The organism is Microbacterium thalassium, from assembly GCF_014208045.1.
Taxonomy (GTDB): domain Bacteria; phylum Actinomycetota; class Actinomycetes; order Actinomycetales; family Microbacteriaceae; genus Microbacterium; species Microbacterium thalassium.
On sequence record NZ_JACHML010000001.1, the window covers coordinates 2,108,405 to 2,126,913 of the forward strand.

Here is an 18,509-nt window from a genome sequence, read left to right on the forward strand (position 1 = left end):
CTCAGCGGGCGGCGACGGCGAGGGCGTTCGGCTCGCGTTCGAGGAACTCCACGATGTCGTCCCGCCACGCGGCGAGGAACTCCGGGTACTCGTCGGCGAACCGCTCGAGCGTGCGTGCGCCCTCACGGCTCGTCGCCGTCAGGTCGTAGGTGACGGTGACCGTGCAGCCGGTCACGCGCTCGGCGAGCGTCACGTGGACCGTGCCGCTCGTGAGCGAATCCGCGACGCGCGCGTAGCGGATCTCCAGCGGCGGGTGGGCGTCGACGACGACCCACGTGGTCGCGCGGCCGGCCGCATCCCGTGTCTGGAAGACCGTGCCGACGGAGGTGTCGTCCGCGCCGTCGGCGAAGAAGGCCGGCTGCCATCCGCTCACCCACAGCCGCTCACCGCGCGCGGTGAACAGCCGGAACGCGAGAGCGCACCCCAGCGGCAGGTCGAACGAGTCGGTCAGGACCTCACGGAACCCGATGGCAGCGTCCACGGCACCACCCCCTCGCGTGCACGCTACTGGCATGCGAGGGGGTGCACAACGCCGGGACGGGCCGTTGGTCCCGCCGTGTCCCGATCAGCCCACCGGGCCTTCGATGAGGGTGACGGATGCCGACCGGCTCGTCCCGTCCGAGCCGGTCCAGGTGAGGGTGACGGTGTCGCCCGGCTCATACGCGTCGAGGGCTTCGGAGAGGGCGCTCCCGTCGGCGATCGCGGTCCCGTCGACGGCGGTGACCACATCTCCGGCCTGGAGCCCGGCTTCGGCTGCGGGGGTGCCCTCGAACACGCCGCCGATGAGGGCACCGGTCACCGTCTGCACGGTGCTCCCGCCCGGGCCGGGGCGGTTCGTCGTCCCCTGCGAGACGGCGACGCCGAGGAAGGCCGGGTAGCCGAGCGTCACGCTGCCGGACTCGTCGCCGGCGAGCATCTGGTCGACCAGGGCGAGGGCGTCCTCGATCGGGATCGCGTACGCGGTGATGGTGATCGAACCCGAGGAGGCCGCGGTGGTCATGCCGATCACCTCGCCGTCGGCATCCAGGACCGCGCCGCCCGAGTCGCCCGAGACGACGTCGGCCGAGATCTCGATCATGCCGTCGAGGCTCTCGCCCGAGTCCGACCCCTGGGAGGCGGTGGTGACGGTCGACTCGAGGTCGGTGATCGTGCCGTCGGCGGCCATCAGCACGCCGCCGCCCTCGGCGTTGCCGACGGCGGTGATCTCGTCGCCGATCGCCTCGGTGTCGTCCTGGTCGAGCTCGATCGTCGTCAGCCCGCTCGCGCCCTCGAGCTGAAGCAGCGCGACGTCCTCTTCCGCGTCGGTGCCCACGAGCGTGGCGGTGTAGCTCTCGCCGGTGGTGGCGATCGTCACGGTGATCTCGGTCGCGTCCTCGACGACGTGGTTGTTGGTCAGCACGAGGCCGTCGGCGGTGAGCACCATGCCGGTGCCGGCGGCGGAGCCGTCGTCGTAGGCCATGACGGTGTCGATGAGCACGACGCCGGCGGATTCGTCGTCGCTCGCGGTCGCCGCCGCCTCCTGCGCCGACGCCGCGGCGCCGTTCGCCGTGTCGGAGCCGGTGTACGGCCCGGACGGCCCCCGCCCGGAGTCCGACGGCCCGCTGGGGGCGGCCGCGTCCGCATCGGGGGTCACGGGTGCGACGGCCACCGCCGACGACGAGGACTCGGCGGCGCCGGCGGCGGTCGCCATCGGGATGCCGAACGCCAGGGTGCCCACGGCGACGAGGCACGCCGCGACGCCGACGAGGGGGAGCGGCCGGCGGTACCACGAGCGTCGGGGCGCCGCGCCGGTCGCTGTCGTGACGGGCGCGGCATCCGCGTTCTGCGTGTCGTGGGTCCGATCGCTGTCCATGGTCATGGGGTCCACCTCCGAGTCGATGAGACCCATGCCACCAGCGGCGCCCATGCGGGACCGTTCCCGGGGATATGGGTTCGCTATGAGCGGGTGCGCGGGCGCGCGCCCACCATCTGGCCGCGGCAGCCGTGCGGGGCTATCGTGAGGCCCGGAGGCCCTGTCGATGACTGCGAGACTCACGTTCCACGGCGCCGTGGACACCGTCACCGGCTCCCGATACCTGATCGAGGCAGCCGGGCGCCGCGTCCTCGTCGACTGCGGGCTGTTCCAGGGGTTCAAGGCCCTGCGCCTGCGCAACCGGGAGCCGTTCCCCGTCGACCCGCGCACCATCGACGCGGTCGTGATCACCCACGCGCACCTCGACCACACCGGATACCTGCCGGCGCTGGTGAAGCAGGGTTTCGCCGGCGAGATCCACTCGACGGTGGGCACCGCCGAGCTGTCGGGCCTGATCCTTCCCGACAGCGGATACCTCATGGAGGAGGAGGCGGCCTACCATCGCAGGCGCGGCAGCTCGAAGCACGCCGATCCGCAGCCGCTGTACACGCGGGACGACGCCGAGGCGGCGGTCGGCCGGTTCGTCACGCACGGGTTCGACGACCCCGTGGACCTCGACGGCGTCCGCGTGACCTTCGTGCCCGCCGGGCACATCCTGGGCGCCGCGCAGCTGCAGATCCAGGCCGACGGTCGCCGCCTGCACTTCACCGGCGACCTGGGTCGCGCGGACGACGCCCTGATGCGTCCGCCGCGGCCGCTCGAGGCCACCGACCTGCTGGTGTGCGAGTCGACCTACGGCGACCGCGACCATTCGACGGACGATCCGGGCGACGAGCTGGCCGCGGTGATCCACCGCATCTGCACGCACGGCGGCGTGGTCCTCATCCCGGCGTTCGCGGTGGGTCGCGCCGAGTCGCTGCTGCTGCAGCTGTCGCGACTGCGGGCGGCCGGCCGCATCCCCGATGTGCCGGTGTTCCTGAACAGTCCGATGGCGGTCAACGCCGCCGAGATCTACGAGCGCCACCGCGAGGAGCACCGCATCGCCGACGACGAGTTCCGGCGCATGTACGACCTGCCGACGTTCGTGCGCACCGTCGACGAGTCGAAGCTGCTGAACCTGCGGGGCGGCCCGATGATCATCATCTCGGCGAGCGGCATGCTCGAGGGCGGCCGAGTGCTGCATCACCTCATGGCGTACGGCGGCGACCGGCACAACGCCATCATCCTCACCGGCTTCCAGGCCGGCGGAACGCGCGGCGCGACGCTGCAGCGCGGTGAGCGCGTGCTGCGGATGTTCGGCGAGAACGTTCCGATCCGCGCGGAGGTCCACGACATCGGGTCGCTCTCGGCGCACGCCGACCGTCGTCAGATCCTGGAGTGGATGCAGACCGCGCCGGAGCCGCCGGGCCGCGTCTTCCTCACGCACGGCGAGCCGGCCGCGGCCGACGCCCTCCGTCAGCAGATCGCGTGGGGTCTCGGATGGGATGCCCGCGTGCCGCGGCTGGGCGAGACCGTGGAGGTGTGAGCGCGCGTCGACCGTGATGACCGCGGTCGTCGCGATCGCTCAGTGCCCGAACGCGGTCTTGTGATCCGGGGGAAGGGAGAGCTGCCGCACGACGCGAGCCGGATTGCCGGCGACCACGACCTCGTCGGGCACATCGCCGGTGACGACGCTTCCGGCTCCCACGATGGATCGTCGGCCCACCGTCACCCCCGGGAGGATGATCGCGTTCGCGGCGATCCACGACCCATCGCCGATCCGCACCGGCAGCGTACGCACCGGGGCGTCGCCGACCGGATGCTGATCGCTGTCGAGGATCACCGCTCCGAAGCCGATCAGAACGTGGGATCCGATGGTGACCTCCTGCCTGCACACGATCCGCACGCCGCTGTTGAGGTACACGTCATCGCCGAAGCGGAGCCGCCCGCCTCCCTTGATCACGGTCGTCGCCCCCAGGCTGTGCACGCGGAACGCGTCTCCCGCGACGGCATCGGTCGCGGTGATCAGCGGCGTGCCCAGGCACTCGGTCCAGCGCCCGACCGTCATCGGCCGCAGCCGCCGAACGTACCGGTGCTGACGAAGTCGGGTCATCAGAGTCACGCCATCAGTGTAGGAGCGGTCGACAACGCGGTCCCGACCGGTAACCGGGCGGAAACAGCCGGGTGTTAGCGTCCCGCTGTGCGCCCGAACCCGAGGGCGCCGGCGGGAGGCGAGAATGTCCGCATCGGAGAAGTACACCGTCACCGTGTTCTGCGGCTCGGCGCCGGGATTCGACTCGGTCTACGTCGAACAGGCCGCGGCCGTCGGCACCGCGATCGGCGAGCGCGGCATCCATCTGGTCTACGGCGGCGGCCACGTGGGACTGATGGGGACCACGGCGAACGCGGCCCTGACCGCGGGAGGCACCGTGACCGGCGTCATCCCGCATGCGCTGCAGCAGCGCGAGGCGATGCACCATCACCTGAGCGAGCTGATCGTCGTCGACACCATGCACGAGCGCAAGACGATCATGGCGGAGCGGGCGGATGCCTTCATCGCGCTGCCCGGCGGACCGGGAACGCTCGAGGAGCTCACCGAGCAGTGGACGTGGGCGCAGCTCGGCATCCACGAGAAGCCGTGCGGCATCCTCAACATCGACGGCTACTACGACCCCTTCATGGAGTTCGTGGCCAACATGCGCGACCGCGGGTTCACGCACCGCCGCTACACCGACATGCTCATCGTCTCGGACGACATCGACGTGCTGATCGATCGCCTGCAGGCGTACGTGCCGCCCGAGAAGGTCTACCAGTCCCCGGGGGCCGAGATGTCGGGCTCCGCGCTGCCGGTCATCAAGCCCTGACGACCGCGGCGACGCGTCGGATCAGCCTGCGCGCGGCTGCGGTCGGGCGCGCGCGACGCGCGCCGACGGGATGAGCAGCGAGCACACCACGGCCAGGCCCGTGATGACAGCGACGAGCAGGAACGCGGCGCCGAACGCCTCGGCATCGGGCGCGCGCTCGTCGACGCTGAGCACGGTGGCGATGCCGGCGGCGCCCACGGCGCCGCCGATCTGGCGCGCGACGACGTTGAAGGCGATGGCGCTGGCGACGTGCTCGTCGTCGGCGACGTCGACCAGCACGTTCGAGAGCCCCGCGGTGCCGATCGCGATGCCGGCGCCGAGCAGCACGGTGCCGAGGAGCACCGTGATGAGACTGCGCGTGGCGAGCACCAGCAGGAGGGAGCCGGCGGTCGCGATCACCGCCCCGATCACGACGGGCGCGCGTGTGCCGAGCCAGCGCCGCACGACGCCGGCGAGGGGTCCGACCGCGAGCATGGCGACGGTCGCCGGCAGCAGCAGGAGCCCCGCGGCGGTGACGGTCACCGAGAGCCCCTCATGCCACCAGGGCGCCTCGGCGAAGACCGGCACGAGTACGAACGAGCCGAGCAGCGCCGCGCCGAGCAGCGCCGCGGTCAGGTGCGAGGCCCACACCGAGCGACGCCGCAGCGCGTGCGCTCCGACGAGCGGATCGGGACTCAGCCGCTCGCGGCGGAGCCAGAACACCACGCTCGCTACGGCCGCCGCGCCGCACAGGGTGATCCACAGCGGGGCGATCGGCCAGCGGGGCGCCTCGGTCAGCGCGAGCAGGACGGCGACGACGCCGATCGACAGGGCGAGGGCGGCCGGCACGTCGATGTGCACGCCCTTCCGGCGCGGGATGTGGGGGAGGGTCACCGCGACGATGAGTCCGCCCGTGGCGATGATCGCGAACGGCACCCACGACAGGGCGCGGATGCCGATGGAGTCGACGAGCAGGCCCGACACGAGCACACCGAAGCCGATCGCGAACGCGAGCATGGTCGTGAGCAGACCCACGACGGCGGCGCGGCGGCGCTCGCTGACGACGTGCGGGGCGATCGCGACGGCGAGCGGGAACACTCCGCCGCCCAGCCCTTGCAGCACGCGGCCGGCGATCAGCCAGCCGATCGTCGGCGAGAACGCGGCAACCGCGAGCCCCGCGCCCACGATCGGCAGCAGCATCAGCAGCACGCGTCGCGCGCCGAAGCGGTCGCCGAGGCGCCCGATGACGGGCGTGGTCGCGACGGCGATCACGAGCACGACGGTGAGCGCCCAGCTCGCGTCAGCCGCCGTGGTGTCGTAGGCGTCCGCCGTCAGGCTGATCACGGGAGCCGTCATCGACTGGGGGAGGGTCGCCCCGAGGGTCGCCAGCACGAGCCCCGTGACCACGGCCACGCCCCGTGCGCCGGTGCGCTCGCGCGGCGGGGAAGCGGCCATGGTTCCACGGTACCGAGGCCGTCTGCGCCCCGGTGGACCATCGGTCCGGTCGTGGGCTGCCCGAACTCCTAGCCGAGCATGGCGCCGGCGGCGCCGGCGATGTACGGCACGAGCCAGATCGCCCACACAAGGATGCTGAAGCGGTGGAAGCAGTGCTTCTCGTTCTCCCGGCCGCGGAGGAGCACCACGACCGCCCATGCGAGGTGGATCGCCATGAGCAGGATGGCGATCACGCCGCTGACGCCCATGAACGAGTTCAGCCAGCTCACCGTCGCGCCGTCGGCGCGGCGTTCCGCGGCGATCTGGGTCATCAGGTAGGTGCCGGTCGCGTCGGCGGCGAGACCGAGCGCGAAGAAGGCCACATGCCACCAGTGCAGGGTCCGCTGCACCCGCTCGCTCCAGACGCCGATCGAGTAGAAGACGAGGGCGAGCGTGATGATGATGATCGCGGCGGGCAGCATCGGCGTCGTTCCTTCGGGGCGGGTCGGCTCGGAGTCGCGTGTCCGGTCAGTCAACCATCTCCGGGCAGGTGCCGGCGACGCGGCGGTTCCCGTTCAACCGCGTTCGGGCCGTGAGACCGGCGCGAACCCCTTCGTGTCCAGCGCGAGCGCGGGGCTGAGCAGGCGCGCGAGGATCGGGAGATCGGCCGCACGCATCGAGAGGTTCCGCAGTGCAACGCGTGCTTTCGTGCGGGGCACGAACCACTTGACGGTGCGGCGGCCGCCGGCCTGCTTCTCTTCGACGACGGGCCGCACGCGCTCCTCGAACGCCGCCAGTGCGGCGTCGATCCCGTCGCCGTCCGCCAGTGCGGCGTCGGCGACGAGCGCCTCGCCGAGCGCGACTCCGCCGGCGAGCGCCAGCGAGGCGCCCTGGCCCGCGACGAGTGAGACCGCGTACGCGGCGTCCCCGATGAGGATCACGCGCCCGGATCGCCACGTGGGCATCACGACCTGAGCGACGAGGTCGTAGTAGACCTCGTCGACGGGCTCAGCCGCCAGCACCGGGCGCACGATGCCGCTCATGTCGCCGTAGCGTCGGCGGATCGCCCCGAGCGGATCCGCGGGCGCATGCGTCGTCGTCTCGGTGAACGCCAGGAACGTCGCGACGCGATCGCCGCCGACGCCGTAGACGCCCGCCATCTTGCCCGGCGCGCTCTCGATCACGAACCTCTCGCTGAGGGCGGTCGCCGCGGGCGGGCTGTCGGCGAACCAGGCCGCCGTGTGCAGCCCCAGCGGACGCAGGAAGCGCTCCTCGGGCCCGAAGACCTGGGCGCGGATGCCGGAGTGGATGCCGTCGGCGCCGACGAGCAGGTCGGCCTCGACGCGCTCGCCGCCGAGGTCGACGGTGACGCCGTCCGCCCGCGGGTGCGCCCCGGTCACCGTGGTCGAGAACCGCAGGTCGACGCCGGAGGGGAGCGCCTCGAACAGCGTCCGCTCGACGTCACCGCGCAGCAGCGAGATCAGCTTGCCGCCGGCGGCATCCCGCATGCGGTCGTAGTGCAGTCGCGCGCGGACGTGCCCATCGGGGTCGGCCCAGTCGATGACGTCGACGCTGTGCGAACGGGCGCGGAGCGTGTCGAGGATGCCGATGCGCTCGGCCGCGTCGAATCCGGGGCCGAAGAAATCGATCATGTAGCCGCCGTCGCGCAGTCGCGGTGCGTGCTCGAGCACGGTGACCTGCCAGCCGGAGCGATGCAGCGCGATGGCTGCGGCGAGCCCGGCGATGCCTGCTCCGCAGATGACGGCGCGCATGGGCGCTCCTCTCGACGCGCCCAGTCAAGCACCGGAGCCTTGGCGGGTGAAGGCTCCGCCGGCGTCAGCGCAGGATGCCGAAGGCGACCGCCGCGACGGCGGCGCCCAGCGCGACGACGTTGACGACGACGGTGCCCCAGAACGGGCGGCGGAATGACCGCTTGCGCGTCTTGTGGCGGAACAGCTGCTGCGCCGCGAGCGCCCCCGGCCAGCCGCACAGCAGACCGAGCGTGAGCAGCGTGCTCTCGGAGACGCGGTTCCAGCCCTTCGTCGCCGCCAGCTTGTCGAATCCGTACACGCCGAACGCGACGACGCTCATCGCGCCGTACATGGCAGGCACCCACCATGCGAGCGGGACGAGCGCCCAGGCGACCGCGAGTGCGGCGGTGAAGAGCGCGAGGACCGACCAGCTCAGGGCGGCCGGAAGCGGCCGCGAGAGGTCGCGTTCCTTCGTCGCGCCGGTGCGGGGTCGTGCGGAGGATGCGGGCATGGGCCCGATCCTAGGGTGTCGTCAGCGGTGCGACGCGGCCGCGACCTCGGGGGTCTGCGGCGCCGGCTCGAGCGTGCCGGTGTGCACGGTGGGACGGCCCCCGGCGAACCAGTACGCGAGCCCGATGAGCAGTCCGCCACCGACGAGGTTGCCCAGTCCCACCCACAGCATGTTCGAGCCGAAGGCCGCCGCCGTCGCCCCCTCGGCGCCGGTGAAGAAGCCGATCGCGAACGTGGTCATGTTGGCGACGACGTGCTCGAACCCCGAGGTGATGAACGCGAGGATCGCGGCGAAGATGAGCGCGATCTTCACGCCGTCCGAGGTGACGCGCGCCGACATCCAGATCGCGAGGCACACCAGGAAGTTGCACAGGATGCCGCGGACGAACAGCTCTGCGGGGCTCTCGGCCGCCTTCGCGAGCAGCATCCCGTCGAGCATCTCGCCGCCGGCCGCGTTCGCGTGCAGCACGCCCGACAGGGCGACCAGGCCGCCGAAGACGAAGGCGCCGATCATGTTCGCGGTGAACGAGAACAGCATGGTGCCCGCTCCCTGCCACCACCGGATGCTGCGCATCGCGACGCCCTGCGTGAGGGTCATCATGTTCGAGGTCACGAGTTCGCCCCCGCCGAAGACGACGAACGTCAGGGCGACGCCGAACACGAGCCCCGAGACGAGCTTGGCCATCCCATCGCCGGCGGCGACGAGGGGGCCGGCGGCGCTCACCATCAGCACCACGCCGACGCCGATGTAGGCGCCGGCGAGCATCGCCTGGACGGTGTAGCGGAGCGGATGGCGAGCGCTGTCGACCTTGTGCTCGGCTGCATCCGCCTGGAACTGCAGGGTGTGCTCGATCGTCTTCACCGCGCCAGGGTACCAATGTGGTCTGACCACAAACTGGGACCAAGGTCCCAGCACCTGCTCGCGCCGCCGCGCCGGGGACGTTCAGGCGCACCGTGCCGCCCTTACGCCGCGAGGTAGTCGAACCTGCGTCTCCCTCCGAGTCGTGGTCTTCGACCGGGATCGACGTGGCGTGGTGGGATGAACCACACCGTCCCCGCGATCGTGCCGCCGTCGATGCGGATCTCCCACCCGTTGTCGTGGATGTGGTGGTGGCACGACTCGCAGAGCAGCACGCCGTTCGACAAGTCGGTGGGTCCGGCATGCTTCGTCCACCAGCGGATGTGGTGGGCGCGCGTGAGGCCTGGCGGAGCGCCGCACTTGGCGCATCCGCCGTCGCGTTCGACGAGCGCGAGGCGCTGTGCCTTGGTGAACAGGCGCTTCTCGCGTCCCCAGTCGAGGATCTCGCCGTGGGCGTCGAAGACGCAGGGGATGACGCGGCCGCCTGCCGCGAGCCGGCGCGCGGCCGAGATGCTGACCGGCTGATCGATGCCGTCGATGAGGGCGTGGCCCGTGCCGTTCTCGAGGTCCTCGAGGGTCATGCGCACGACGACCGTGGCTCCGGCGATCGGCTGGTCGTTGTGCTCGCATCCGAGCAGGTGTCGTGCGAGCTGGGTCATCGCATCCGCCTGACGCTGGGGGAGCGAGCGCAGGTCTTCGTCGCGACCCGAGCCGGGGTGCTCGCCCGCGGGTGCGCCTCCGCCGGCGTTGGCGCGACGGAAGTCCGCGGTCACGACGGCCTCGATCGCGGTCTTGACGATCGCGCCGTCCGCGGCGTCGAACTGGCCGGTGACGTGGATCATGCCCCCGCGTTGGTAGACACGCAGGCTGCGCTCGCCGCGGGCGTCGCGCTCGCGCGGCTCGAGCCCGTCGGGGTCGAGGTGCGCCTCGGCGCGAGCGATGAGCTTGGACAGGTGATCGAGCGAGAGGTTCTCGGCCTGCTCGACGAGGATCCGTTCGGCGTCTTCGAGCGCGGTGCGGTCGGCGCGCAGCGCGGCCCGGTCGAGCATCGTGATGATCATCCCGGCGGCGCGTGTGCTGATCGCGCCGGACGTCGTGCCGGTGGCGACGTGCGGATGCTTCGGCGGTGCGGCCTCGCCCGTCAGGGTCGTCCGCGGTGCCGTCGCCTCGCCGACCTTCACGAGCTGCACGGCCTCGCCCGGCGTCGTGCCGAGGGTCGTGGCGATGAGCGTCGTCGGGTTGCGGAATCCCTGCTTGCGCGCGAGGCCCTCGGGCCCGAGTTCGGGACGGGACTCGCGCGCGATCTCGGCCGCCACGGCCGAGTGGAGCCCGTCCGCCGCGCGACGCACGGCGCCGAGGGCGCGGTTGACCTCGATTAGCCGATCGCCCAGCCCGGCGACGGGCGCGCAGTCGTCGGCATCCGCCCCCGCCCATGCCTGACGCAGGCGTGCGTATGCCTCGTCGAGGGTGGCGAGGGGATCGTTCATATGTTCGATAGTAGGGATGGGTTCCGACATCGAGGGCGCCAGGGCCGGCGCTGTGGATGGCGCGAGAATATCCCGGCTGTGTAGGAGAACCTTTGGTCCCGATCGGGGCGTCCCGGGTCGCCGAGACGAACGCGTGAAGCCCGGCGTGTGCGCGTGAGCACCTCGCGTCAGTGCACCGCCGCCGCCGCGTGCGCGGCCTCGATGAGCAGAGCGTCGAGCGCCGGTCCGGACGCGTCGTGCCCGGCATCCGCGATCTCGACGAACCGGGCGTCCGGCATCCGCTCCACGATCTCGAGCGCGGCCTCACGTGGACTGCGTGTGTCGTCGACGCCGCGCGCGACCAGCGTGGGCGTCGCGATGGAGCCCAGGGCTCCGCTCAGATCGAGCATCATGACATCGAGCAGTGCGCGCGTGGTGTCCCTGCGCCAGTGGTCGACGAGCTCGCGACTGAGGTTCCGGCGTCGCGGCGGCGTCTCGGGGGTGTACACCGAGGCGAGGAAGTCGTCGACCCACTCCTCGACCGGATGCGTCAGCGTGAACTGCGTGGCTTCGACACGGCGCGCGAACTCGTCGGCATCCAGCGATCCGCGCCATCCCGCGTACGCCCCGACCAGCACGAGTCCGCCGACGGATTCCGGGTGGTCACGGGCCAGCAGCAGTGCGAGCGTCGAGCCGAACGAGAATCCGGCGACGGCGGGGTGCTCGAGCCCGAGGGCGTCGATGAAGGATGCCGCGGTCCGCGACCAGTCCGCGGCGCGCCATCCGTCCGGAACGTCGTCGGATGCCCCGCAGCCGGGGGCGTCCCACGCGATGACGTCGACATGCTCCTGGAGCCGCTCGATGTCGTCCATCCACAGCCGGGAGTCCTCGAAGCCGCCGTGCAGGAGCAGGAGCGGGTCGCCCGCCCCCGCTCGGCGGTAAGCGATCCGGAGGCCGTCGACCTCGACCGCGTCCATGTCTTCGACGCTACGCCGGTGGGGCGGATGCCGCTACCGGCGCGGTGGTCGGCGTGGCGATCCGTGCGCGCCGCCGCATCCGTTCCCGGTCGATGAGCGAGTCGTCGCCACGGCGCGCCCGGCCGCCTACCCCGTGTCGCCGGGCGCGAGTACCGTTGCGCCCATGTTCGAGCTCACGCAGGAAGTCGAGGTGGCCGCACCGCTCGACGCCGTCTGGCATGACTGGACCGATCCGGCGTCGCTCGAGGAGTGGTTCTGGCCGGCGTCACTCGAGCCCGCCGCCCACGTCGTTCCCGAGCCCGCGGGCTCGTGGCTGGTGCGCTCCGTGCCCGCGTCGATGGCGGTCGTGGCCACCGTCGTGTCGCTCGACGCACCCCACGTGATGCGCCTGCAGTGGAGCTGGGAGGGCGAGGAGGACCATGTCACCGAGGTGCAGGTGAGCCTCGACACCGTCGACGGCGGCGGCACGCGCGTGCGGGTCGTGCATTCGGGGCTGCTCACGGAGGACGAGGTCGCGAGCCACGAGCAGGGGTGGGCGGATTGCCTCGACCGGCTGGTGGCGCGGCGCAGAGGGGTGGAATCGTGATCGTCGAGTTCACCGCCGAGGTGTTCCGGTGGGATGCGCGCGACGATGCGTCCTGGTTCTTCGTCGCGGTGCCGCCCGAGCTCAGCGAGGACATCCGTGAGATCCCACGGCCGCAGCGCGGATTCGGCTCGGTCAAGGTGAGAGCCATGATCGGCGGGTCCGCGTGGGCGACGTCGATCTTCCCGGACAAGAGCATGGGGGCGTACGTGCTGCCGTTGAAGAAGGCGGTTCGCGATGCCGAGGCGCTGGCCGAGGGGGAGCGGGCGACGGTCCGGCTCGACGTCCTCGACTGAATCGCGGCGGCCACGACGGGTCTGACCGCGGCTCGCTCGAGTCATTGGGCAGAAACGCGCAAATCATCGAGAAACCTTGAGCGAACGCCGCGGGTGCGCGGGGTAGCCTGGCGGCCGATGATTGAGCAGATGAGCAAGCTGGGGCTGCTCACGGGGGGCAGAATGCCGCACCATCCGTCGCGATGGTTGTCTGCATGCGCCGTCGTGGGGTCGGCCGCAGGTCGGAGTCGTGCGGCCGGTCGAGAAGGCATGACCTTCTCGGCCGACCGGGCAACTTCGCCCGTGCAATACAAGGAGAGCAATGCAGAACATCACGAAGAGCATCCTCGGTCTCGCCGCTGCGGGCGCGCTCGCGTTCGGGACGGCGGCTCCGGCCATGGCCGCGCAGTCGGTCACGGTCAACCCGGGCCAGTCCAAGAAGGAGACCGGCTACGTCACCGGCCACTACACCTCGTACTACGCCGAGGACGGCAACGGGGGCTGGTACTGGGACCTCGGTGACGGCCGCATTCAGGGCAATGTCGCCAGCCCGGGGGACCTGGATCAGCAGAGCCTGCTCGAGTGCGACTACGTGAACAATTACCGCGCCGACTTCGGTGACGACCCGTTCATGGACACCGGGTGGATCATCAACAACATCAACTGCTCGGACGGCACCCATTACAAGTACCTGATCGTCCACGAGGACGACCCGCGTTACGAGGGCGACCCCGAGAACGCGATCTGGGGCACCTGGGAGTACCACGTCCTCTCGCAGAGCGGCGAGGGCAACATCGCCAACCTTTTCAAGCCCGTCGTCAGTAACGACTGACTCGTGCGGCTGTTCCTGAAGGTCGAGCTTTCAGGGATGGTCGGGCGGGTCAGCCCCCGGAGAGCAGAGGCTGAGTAGCGGGGCGATGACCGCCCGGACTGGCGAAAACCATGAGAAACCCTGAGGCATCCGACTCGCGCGGCGCGCTACCCTGGCCATCGGTCCATGTATCGCCTGGGGGGATGATGCCCGATACACCGTCGTCCGCGTCTCCGGCACCCGGCTGGTATGCCGAATCGCAGGCCGGCCCGCGCCTGCGCTGGTGGAACGGAAGCGCCTGGACCGACCACTACCGCCTCGTCGACGAGGCTCCGTCGTCGAACGGAGGACCGCACCGGTCGGACGAGGCGTCAGAGCCCGTGTCGCGAGCGGCCCGCCGCGCCGCGGAGCGCGAAGCTTCGATCGAGGCAGACGGGCTCGGCTCAGCCGCCGCACCCGCGGCCCCGAACCCCGTGACGTGGCGTGCCGTCGTGGATCCGCCCGCCGACGAACCGGCGGCGACACAGCCGGTGAGCGCGGTGGACATCTCGCCGACGATCGGCATGCCGGCCGCCCCCTCGCGCGAGGCGGACGATGGCGCCCTCACCGCCGGGTTCGGAGCAGCCGGCCAGGTCGGTCCGATTCCCGACAACGTCGTGCCCCCGGGCGGGCGCAAGGTCGACCGCATCCCCCCGCCGGTCGTGGTGTACCAGCCCCGACAGGCGAGTGGCCCGTCGACCGGTGATCGGCTGCCCATCTCAGTGGTTCCGTCGCGGCGGAACGGACTCGTGCGCGCGTCGCTGCTCGTCACGCTGATCGCGGTCATCGGCGGTGCTGCGGCGATCTGGTGGCTGCGGGTCGAAGATCGCGCGCTGGCGGGCATGGTCAGCGCGCTCGTGGTCGCCCTGCTGCTGCTGTCGACAGCGTTGGCGATCGGCGGCATCGCGACCGCGGTCCGTCGCTCGATCACGTGGATCACGCCCGTCCTCGCGCTCATCGCCGCGCTCGGCGCCCTCGCCTGCGCGGTGACCGTCGCGGCGAGTCTCGTCATCGGATTCGAGCTGCCGGCCGTCTTCTCGGACGTCGCCGAGTGGGTCGAGGGCGTGATCCCCCGGTGATCGTCGAGTTGGTGGGCCCCAAGATTTCGATTGTGTGAACGGTCCTTCACAGCGGCGTTCGATGGCCTAGTATCGCGGACAGGGGTTTCTTGAGGAAGTCTTTACCCGAGCGCAAGCAAGCAGCATTGACTCGGCGACGAGCGACATCAAGGATCGTCTTGGGGTGATGGCACGTACCCGATTCGTGTCGGATCCTGCTCTGGGAAGCTGGGAATGCTGGGAACTCGGGGTCACTGAGGACCCACGCACGCCCTGTGGACGTCGGAGCCGACACATCCATCAAGTAGGGGAGTACTCCGCACATGCGTGCATTCATCCAGAACTACCTCGAGGCGGAAAAGGCCCGCCGCGAGGAGAACGGCGAGAAGGGCTTCTCGCTCATCGAGCTCATCGTCGTCGTCGTCATCCTGGGCGTTCTGGTCGCGATTGCGATCCCGGTCTTCGGCAGCATCCAGGCCACTGCTGAGGAGAACGCCACCAAGGCGGTGGCAGCCTCCGCTGCGACGCAGTGGACTGCGCAGCTCGCGAACAACGAGACCGTCACCGCGTACAAGACGGGTGACGCGAAGATCACGCTCCAGGGCCAGCCGGCGACCGGCGCCGCGATCAACTCCGTGTGTGCGGAGGCGACGTACGACCGCGCGACCGACTACGTGGCCAAGTCTGGCCCCGGCTGCTAGTCCGAAGTCGCTTCCTGGAGGCGGGATTCCCCTCCAGGAAGCGACTTTGGTGTCCGCAAACCATCGACCCGAGTGAAATGCAACCAATGCAGAGTGATCGAGGACTGGGGCTTGTCGAGGTCATCGTTGCGATGCTCTTGCTGGGAGCCATTGCGGTGGCAATCCTTCCCGCTCTCTGGCAGGGAATCATCCTGTCGTCGGAGCAGTCATCGACGGCAACCGCCACCCGATTCCTCAACTCGCTCGTGGAGGAGGCGCGTGGCCTCGAGAACTGCACGACGATCCCTGACGTGATCGGGCGGACCGAATCCGACGGTTCGGGCAACGAACTGGTGAGCTCCGGATCGCTTGCCGGCTGTGCATCGGGCAGCGCGGCCACGCTCACTCTGCAGGTGAGTACGGGTGGAGAAGTGTTGGCGTCAACAACGGCGCTCATCTATATCCCATGACAACAGTGCGCACTCACGACGATGGTGGGCTCGGTCTGATCGAACTCATAGTCGCGGTCGTGGTATCTGGAGTCCTTCTGGTCGCGATCGCGTCGATCTTCTTCAACTCGTGGAAGGCGCAGGAAGAAGTGACGAGCGTCACCCAGGCGACCAACCGCGGTCAAGTCGTCGGTTCTGCGATCGAGCGCGCGGTGAGGAACGGGGTGTACTACGAGGTGTCGGGTTCAGGCACGATCCTGCGCGTGAGCACGTCGCTCGGTGGTGATCTGAAGTGCCAAGGCTTCCGATTGACTGCGGACGGCACGGCGCAGTTCGCCACAGGATCGTCGTCACTCCCGGCGAACGCCACATCATGGGCGGACTGGCAGGATGGCATCCGGTCGCAGGGCTCGACGCCTTACTTCGACGACTCGGTCCCGGGGGTCATCGCATATGCCTTCGAGATCGACACCGACTCGACGCCCGTGCGCTTCGCCGGGAAGGTGTCACCCCGCTCCGTTCAAGAGGGAGACAGTGACTCATGCTGGTAGCGGATTGGATTCGCCGCCGCGCGGACCGCGATGAGCGCGGGGCCGTGCTGGTGACCGTGGTCGTCGTCATGTTCGTCGGTTTCATCATCGCGAGCATCATCGCGGCCGCGGTGATGTTCACGATTCGGGCGAACGACGACAACCGCGACAACCTCGACGCATTCGTCGCGGCGGAGTCGGGTCGTGACGCTGCGCTTGCGGCGGTGGCGACGAGCTGCTCGATCACCGGAGCAGTCACCGGCACGTCGCCCGAGTACAGCGCGACCGTATATACGACCGCGTCGACGACGGTGCCGACATCGCACGACGACGCCACGCTCGACGCAGATACGTGCCCGACCGAGGCGACCGAGTTCATCCTGATCAATTCCGTCGGAACCGGCCCGGACGGATCAACAGCGGAGATCGATTCCGTCTACCGCTGGGTCAAGACACTTGAAGAAACCCCCGGAGGCACGCTCGCCTACTTCGCCGGCAACGTGGGCGGCCAGAAGTCGATCTACGACGGCGACCTCGTGGTCCGCAAGGGCGACTACACATGTCCGAACGAGGCTGTGATCAACGGCGATCTCTATGTTGTGAACGGCACCGTCTCGCTCAGTACTTCTTGCCATGTGACCGGGTCGATCTACTCCTACGGCGAAGTGGCTTCCAACAGCCAACTCGTCCGCGTAGACGGTGACATCGTTACCGAGGTCGGTGATGTCGATCTGTCGAACAACGGTGTCGTCATCACCGGCGACATTCACGCCGGTGCCAACGTCGATCTGCACGGCAGTGGTGGCACGAATGGCCAGGCGCTCGGCGACGTCCGTGCCGCGGGGACGATCGACATCAGCGATGGTTGGGACGAGGTCCCGCCTGAACGGACATTCGAGGGCGCCGGCGCTCCGGACTTCAACCCCACGCTCGAGGATGTCTACAGCATGACCGCGTGGATCGACTTCGGGAAGGACAGCTGGGGAGCCGACGACGAGATCACGTCAGGCTGCCTGAAGAACCCGACAGCGTCGCAGCTCCGCGGAACAGGACGACTGCTGATCGACTACACCCAGTGCTCGGGGAACTCCGTGACGATCACGATTCCGACCCTCGAGGTGAATCGCGACGTGGTGTTCGTCGTACCCGCGCAGAAGACGATGAAGGTCAAGTTCGACGGCAACGTCACACGTGCCAGCGGCGTGGCCCTCGAAGCTGCTCCGCAGCTTGTCTTCGTCCACGAGGACCGGAACCTGTCGTATGTCGATGGCGAGCCTGCCCCCACCTGCGAGAGCACAGGTCCGGACGACCTGACAACGGCGAACGGCGTGACGTCCATGGGTGCTCGGGTCATGATCTACTCGCCCTGCACGATCGGCGGTACCGTCCGCGTCGACTATGCCGGGCAGTTCTATACCGCCGGCAATTCGGTGAACTTCAACAACGGCGCCAGCATCAACTGCAAGCCGATGAGCTGGACGCCCGTCTTCGAGGAGATCAGCTGCCGCATCGAGACAGACGAAGACTCCGTCCCGACGACGGTGGTGCAGAGCCTGGGCGACCGTCTCTTTCAGACGGAGCGCTAGCCCGTGACGCCCCTAGCCACCTACAGCATCGTCGTCGCAGGACTATTCGGGTTGCTCATCGGATCGTTCCTCAACGTTGTCGCGTATCGCGTCCCTGCCGGGATCTCGCTGCTGCGCGAGAGCCGATGCCCCCATTGCGACGCCCCGGTCAAGCCGTGGCAGAATGTGCCCGTGCTGTCCTGGCTCTTCTTGCGGGGGCGGTGCGCGTCGTGTGGCGAGGCGATCTCGATGCGATATCCGATCGTCGAGGCGATCACCGGGCTCGCCTTCGCAGGAACGACATGGTGGCTGCTGAGCACGACGGAGTCGGGGGCCAGGTGGGGGCTCGCCGTCCTCGTAGCCGCGTACCTCTACTTCGTGAGCATCAGCGTCGTGCTGACGCTCATCGACCTGGACACGCACCGGTTGCCGAACGTGATCGTCATCCCGAGCTACATAGTTGCAGCCGCGTTGCTGACCGTCGGAAGCGCATTGACCGCCGACTGGATAGCGCTCATTCGTGCCGGGATCGGCATGGCGGTGCTGTACGTGTTCTACTTTCTTCTACGGCTTGCCCGCCCGGACGGAATGGGTGGAGGAGACGTCAAGCTCGCCGGTGTCGTCGGTCTCTATCTCGGCTACATCGGGTGGGGGGCACTCGCCGTGGGAGCATTCGCCGCTTTCGTGCTGGGTGGTGTGTACGGCGTCGTGCTCATGCTGACGCGGCGCGCGGGGCGAAAGACCGCGATTCCGTTCGGGCCGTGGATGATCCTCGGTGCATGGTTCGGAGTCTTGACCGGCGAGCAGATCGCGCGCTGGTATGTAGGGATGTTCGTCACCGCGTGATG

21 protein-coding genes are annotated in these 18,509 nt (G+C 69.6%); 11 read left to right on the forward strand and 10 right to left on the reverse strand.

Features of this window, described 5'->3' with window-relative positions; genetic code table 11:
• Position 1: 1 nt before the first annotated feature.
• On the reverse strand, positions 2–481 hold the full coding sequence (locus tag HD594_RS09650; RefSeq protein WP_221446591.1) for a hypothetical protein: 480 nt from the start codon (positions 479–481) through the stop codon (positions 2–4).
• Between the two features lie 84 nt (positions 482–565).
• Complete coding sequence (locus tag HD594_RS09655; RefSeq protein WP_184750769.1) at positions 566–1,858, reverse strand: S1C family serine protease; 1,293 nt, start codon at positions 1,856–1,858, stop codon at positions 566–568.
• A gap of 160 nt (positions 1,859–2,018) precedes the next feature.
• Here HD594_RS09655 and HD594_RS09660 point away from each other — a divergent pair, with 160 nt between their 5' ends.
• The gene (locus HD594_RS09660) at positions 2,019–3,377 is read left to right on the forward strand and encodes an MBL fold metallo-hydrolase RNA specificity domain-containing protein (protein WP_184750770.1); all 1,359 of its coding nucleotides are present in this window, start codon (positions 2,019–2,021) and stop codon (positions 3,375–3,377) included.
• 39 nt (positions 3,378–3,416) lie between these two features.
• Here HD594_RS09660 and HD594_RS17705 read toward each other — a convergent pair whose 3' ends face one another.
• Entirely contained in the window at positions 3,417–3,944 is a 528-nt protein-coding gene (locus HD594_RS17705) for an acyltransferase (protein ID WP_184752732.1), read from the reverse strand.
• 124 nt (positions 3,945–4,068) lie between these two features.
• Between HD594_RS17705 and HD594_RS09670 the strand changes: the two genes are divergently transcribed.
• Entirely contained in the window at positions 4,069–4,695 is a 627-nt protein-coding gene (locus HD594_RS09670; RefSeq protein ID WP_184750771.1) for an LOG family protein, read from the forward strand.
• Between the two features lie 21 nt (positions 4,696–4,716).
• Here the strand turns inward: HD594_RS09670 and HD594_RS09675 are convergent, their stop codons facing one another.
• The 7 genes from HD594_RS09675 to HD594_RS09705 all read right to left on the reverse strand — a co-directional run bounded on the left by HD594_RS09675 (position 4,717) and on the right by HD594_RS09705 (position 11,671).
• Positions 4,717–6,129 (reverse strand): MFS transporter, encoded by a 1,413-nt coding sequence (locus tag HD594_RS09675; protein WP_184750772.1) that lies wholly within the window; start codon positions 6,127–6,129, stop codon positions 4,717–4,719.
• A gap of 68 nt (positions 6,130–6,197) precedes the next feature.
• A complete protein-coding gene (locus HD594_RS09680; protein WP_184750773.1) occupies positions 6,198–6,590 on the reverse strand; it encodes an HsmA family protein in 393 nt (130 codons plus the stop codon).
• A gap of 93 nt (positions 6,591–6,683) precedes the next feature.
• Complete coding sequence (locus tag HD594_RS09685) at positions 6,684–7,880, reverse strand: FAD-dependent monooxygenase (RefSeq protein ID WP_184750774.1); 1,197 nt, start codon at positions 7,878–7,880, stop codon at positions 6,684–6,686.
• A 64-nt stretch (positions 7,881–7,944) separates the two neighbouring features.
• On the reverse strand, positions 7,945–8,370 hold the full coding sequence (locus HD594_RS09690; protein ID WP_184750775.1) for a DUF1294 domain-containing protein: 426 nt from the start codon (positions 8,368–8,370) through the stop codon (positions 7,945–7,947).
• 21 nt (positions 8,371–8,391) lie between these two features.
• Positions 8,392–9,231: a formate/nitrite transporter family protein gene (locus HD594_RS09695; RefSeq protein WP_184750776.1), complete on the reverse strand. Its 840-nt coding sequence runs from the start codon at positions 9,229–9,231 to the stop codon at positions 8,392–8,394.
• A 101-nt stretch (positions 9,232–9,332) separates the two neighbouring features.
• On the reverse strand, positions 9,333–10,715 hold the full coding sequence (locus tag HD594_RS09700; RefSeq protein ID WP_184750777.1) for an HNH endonuclease: 1,383 nt from the start codon (positions 10,713–10,715) through the stop codon (positions 9,333–9,335).
• Between the two features lie 167 nt (positions 10,716–10,882).
• Positions 10,883–11,671, reverse strand: a complete 789-nt coding sequence (locus tag HD594_RS09705) for an alpha/beta fold hydrolase (protein ID WP_184750778.1) — start codon at positions 11,669–11,671, stop codon at positions 10,883–10,885.
• A 163-nt stretch (positions 11,672–11,834) separates the two neighbouring features.
• Between HD594_RS09705 and HD594_RS09710 the strand changes: the two genes are divergently transcribed.
• From HD594_RS09710 to HD594_RS09750, 9 genes are all read left to right on the forward strand, one after another.
• Positions 11,835–12,257 (forward strand): SRPBCC family protein, encoded by a 423-nt coding sequence (locus tag HD594_RS09710; protein WP_184750779.1) that lies wholly within the window; start codon positions 11,835–11,837, stop codon positions 12,255–12,257.
• Positions 12,254–12,550 carry a DUF1905 domain-containing protein gene (locus HD594_RS09715; protein WP_184750780.1) on the forward strand — a complete coding sequence of 99 codons (297 nt, stop codon included), beginning with the start codon at positions 12,254–12,256 and terminating at the stop codon, positions 12,548–12,550. The genes HD594_RS09710 and HD594_RS09715 overlap by 4 nt, the downstream gene beginning before the upstream one ends.
• A gap of 301 nt (positions 12,551–12,851) precedes the next feature.
• Positions 12,852–13,361: a hypothetical protein gene (locus HD594_RS09720; RefSeq protein WP_184750781.1), complete on the forward strand. Its 510-nt coding sequence runs from the start codon at positions 12,852–12,854 to the stop codon at positions 13,359–13,361.
• Positions 13,362–13,543: 182 nt separating this feature from the next.
• Complete coding sequence (locus tag HD594_RS09725; RefSeq protein WP_184750782.1) at positions 13,544–14,458, forward strand: DUF2510 domain-containing protein; 915 nt, start codon at positions 13,544–13,546, stop codon at positions 14,456–14,458.
• 302 nt (positions 14,459–14,760) lie between these two features.
• On the forward strand, positions 14,761–15,138 hold the full coding sequence (locus HD594_RS09730) for a prepilin-type N-terminal cleavage/methylation domain-containing protein (protein ID WP_221446593.1): 378 nt from the start codon (positions 14,761–14,763) through the stop codon (positions 15,136–15,138).
• Positions 15,139–15,224: 86 nt separating this feature from the next.
• On the forward strand, positions 15,225–15,587 hold the full coding sequence (locus HD594_RS09735; protein ID WP_184750783.1) for a type IV pilus modification PilV family protein: 363 nt from the start codon (positions 15,225–15,227) through the stop codon (positions 15,585–15,587).
• 5 nt (positions 15,588–15,592) lie between these two features.
• Positions 15,593–16,117, forward strand: coding sequence for a type II secretion system protein (locus tag HD594_RS09740; protein WP_184750784.1), 525 nt, complete (start codon positions 15,593–15,595; stop codon positions 16,115–16,117).
• Entirely contained in the window at positions 16,108–17,682 is a 1,575-nt protein-coding gene (locus HD594_RS09745) for a hypothetical protein (protein ID WP_184750785.1), read from the forward strand. The genes HD594_RS09740 and HD594_RS09745 overlap by 10 nt, the downstream gene beginning before the upstream one ends.
• A gap of 3 nt (positions 17,683–17,685) precedes the next feature.
• A complete protein-coding gene (locus HD594_RS09750; protein ID WP_184750786.1) occupies positions 17,686–18,507 on the forward strand; it encodes a prepilin peptidase in 822 nt (273 codons plus the stop codon).
• The last annotated feature ends 2 nt before the right edge of the window (positions 18,508–18,509 follow it).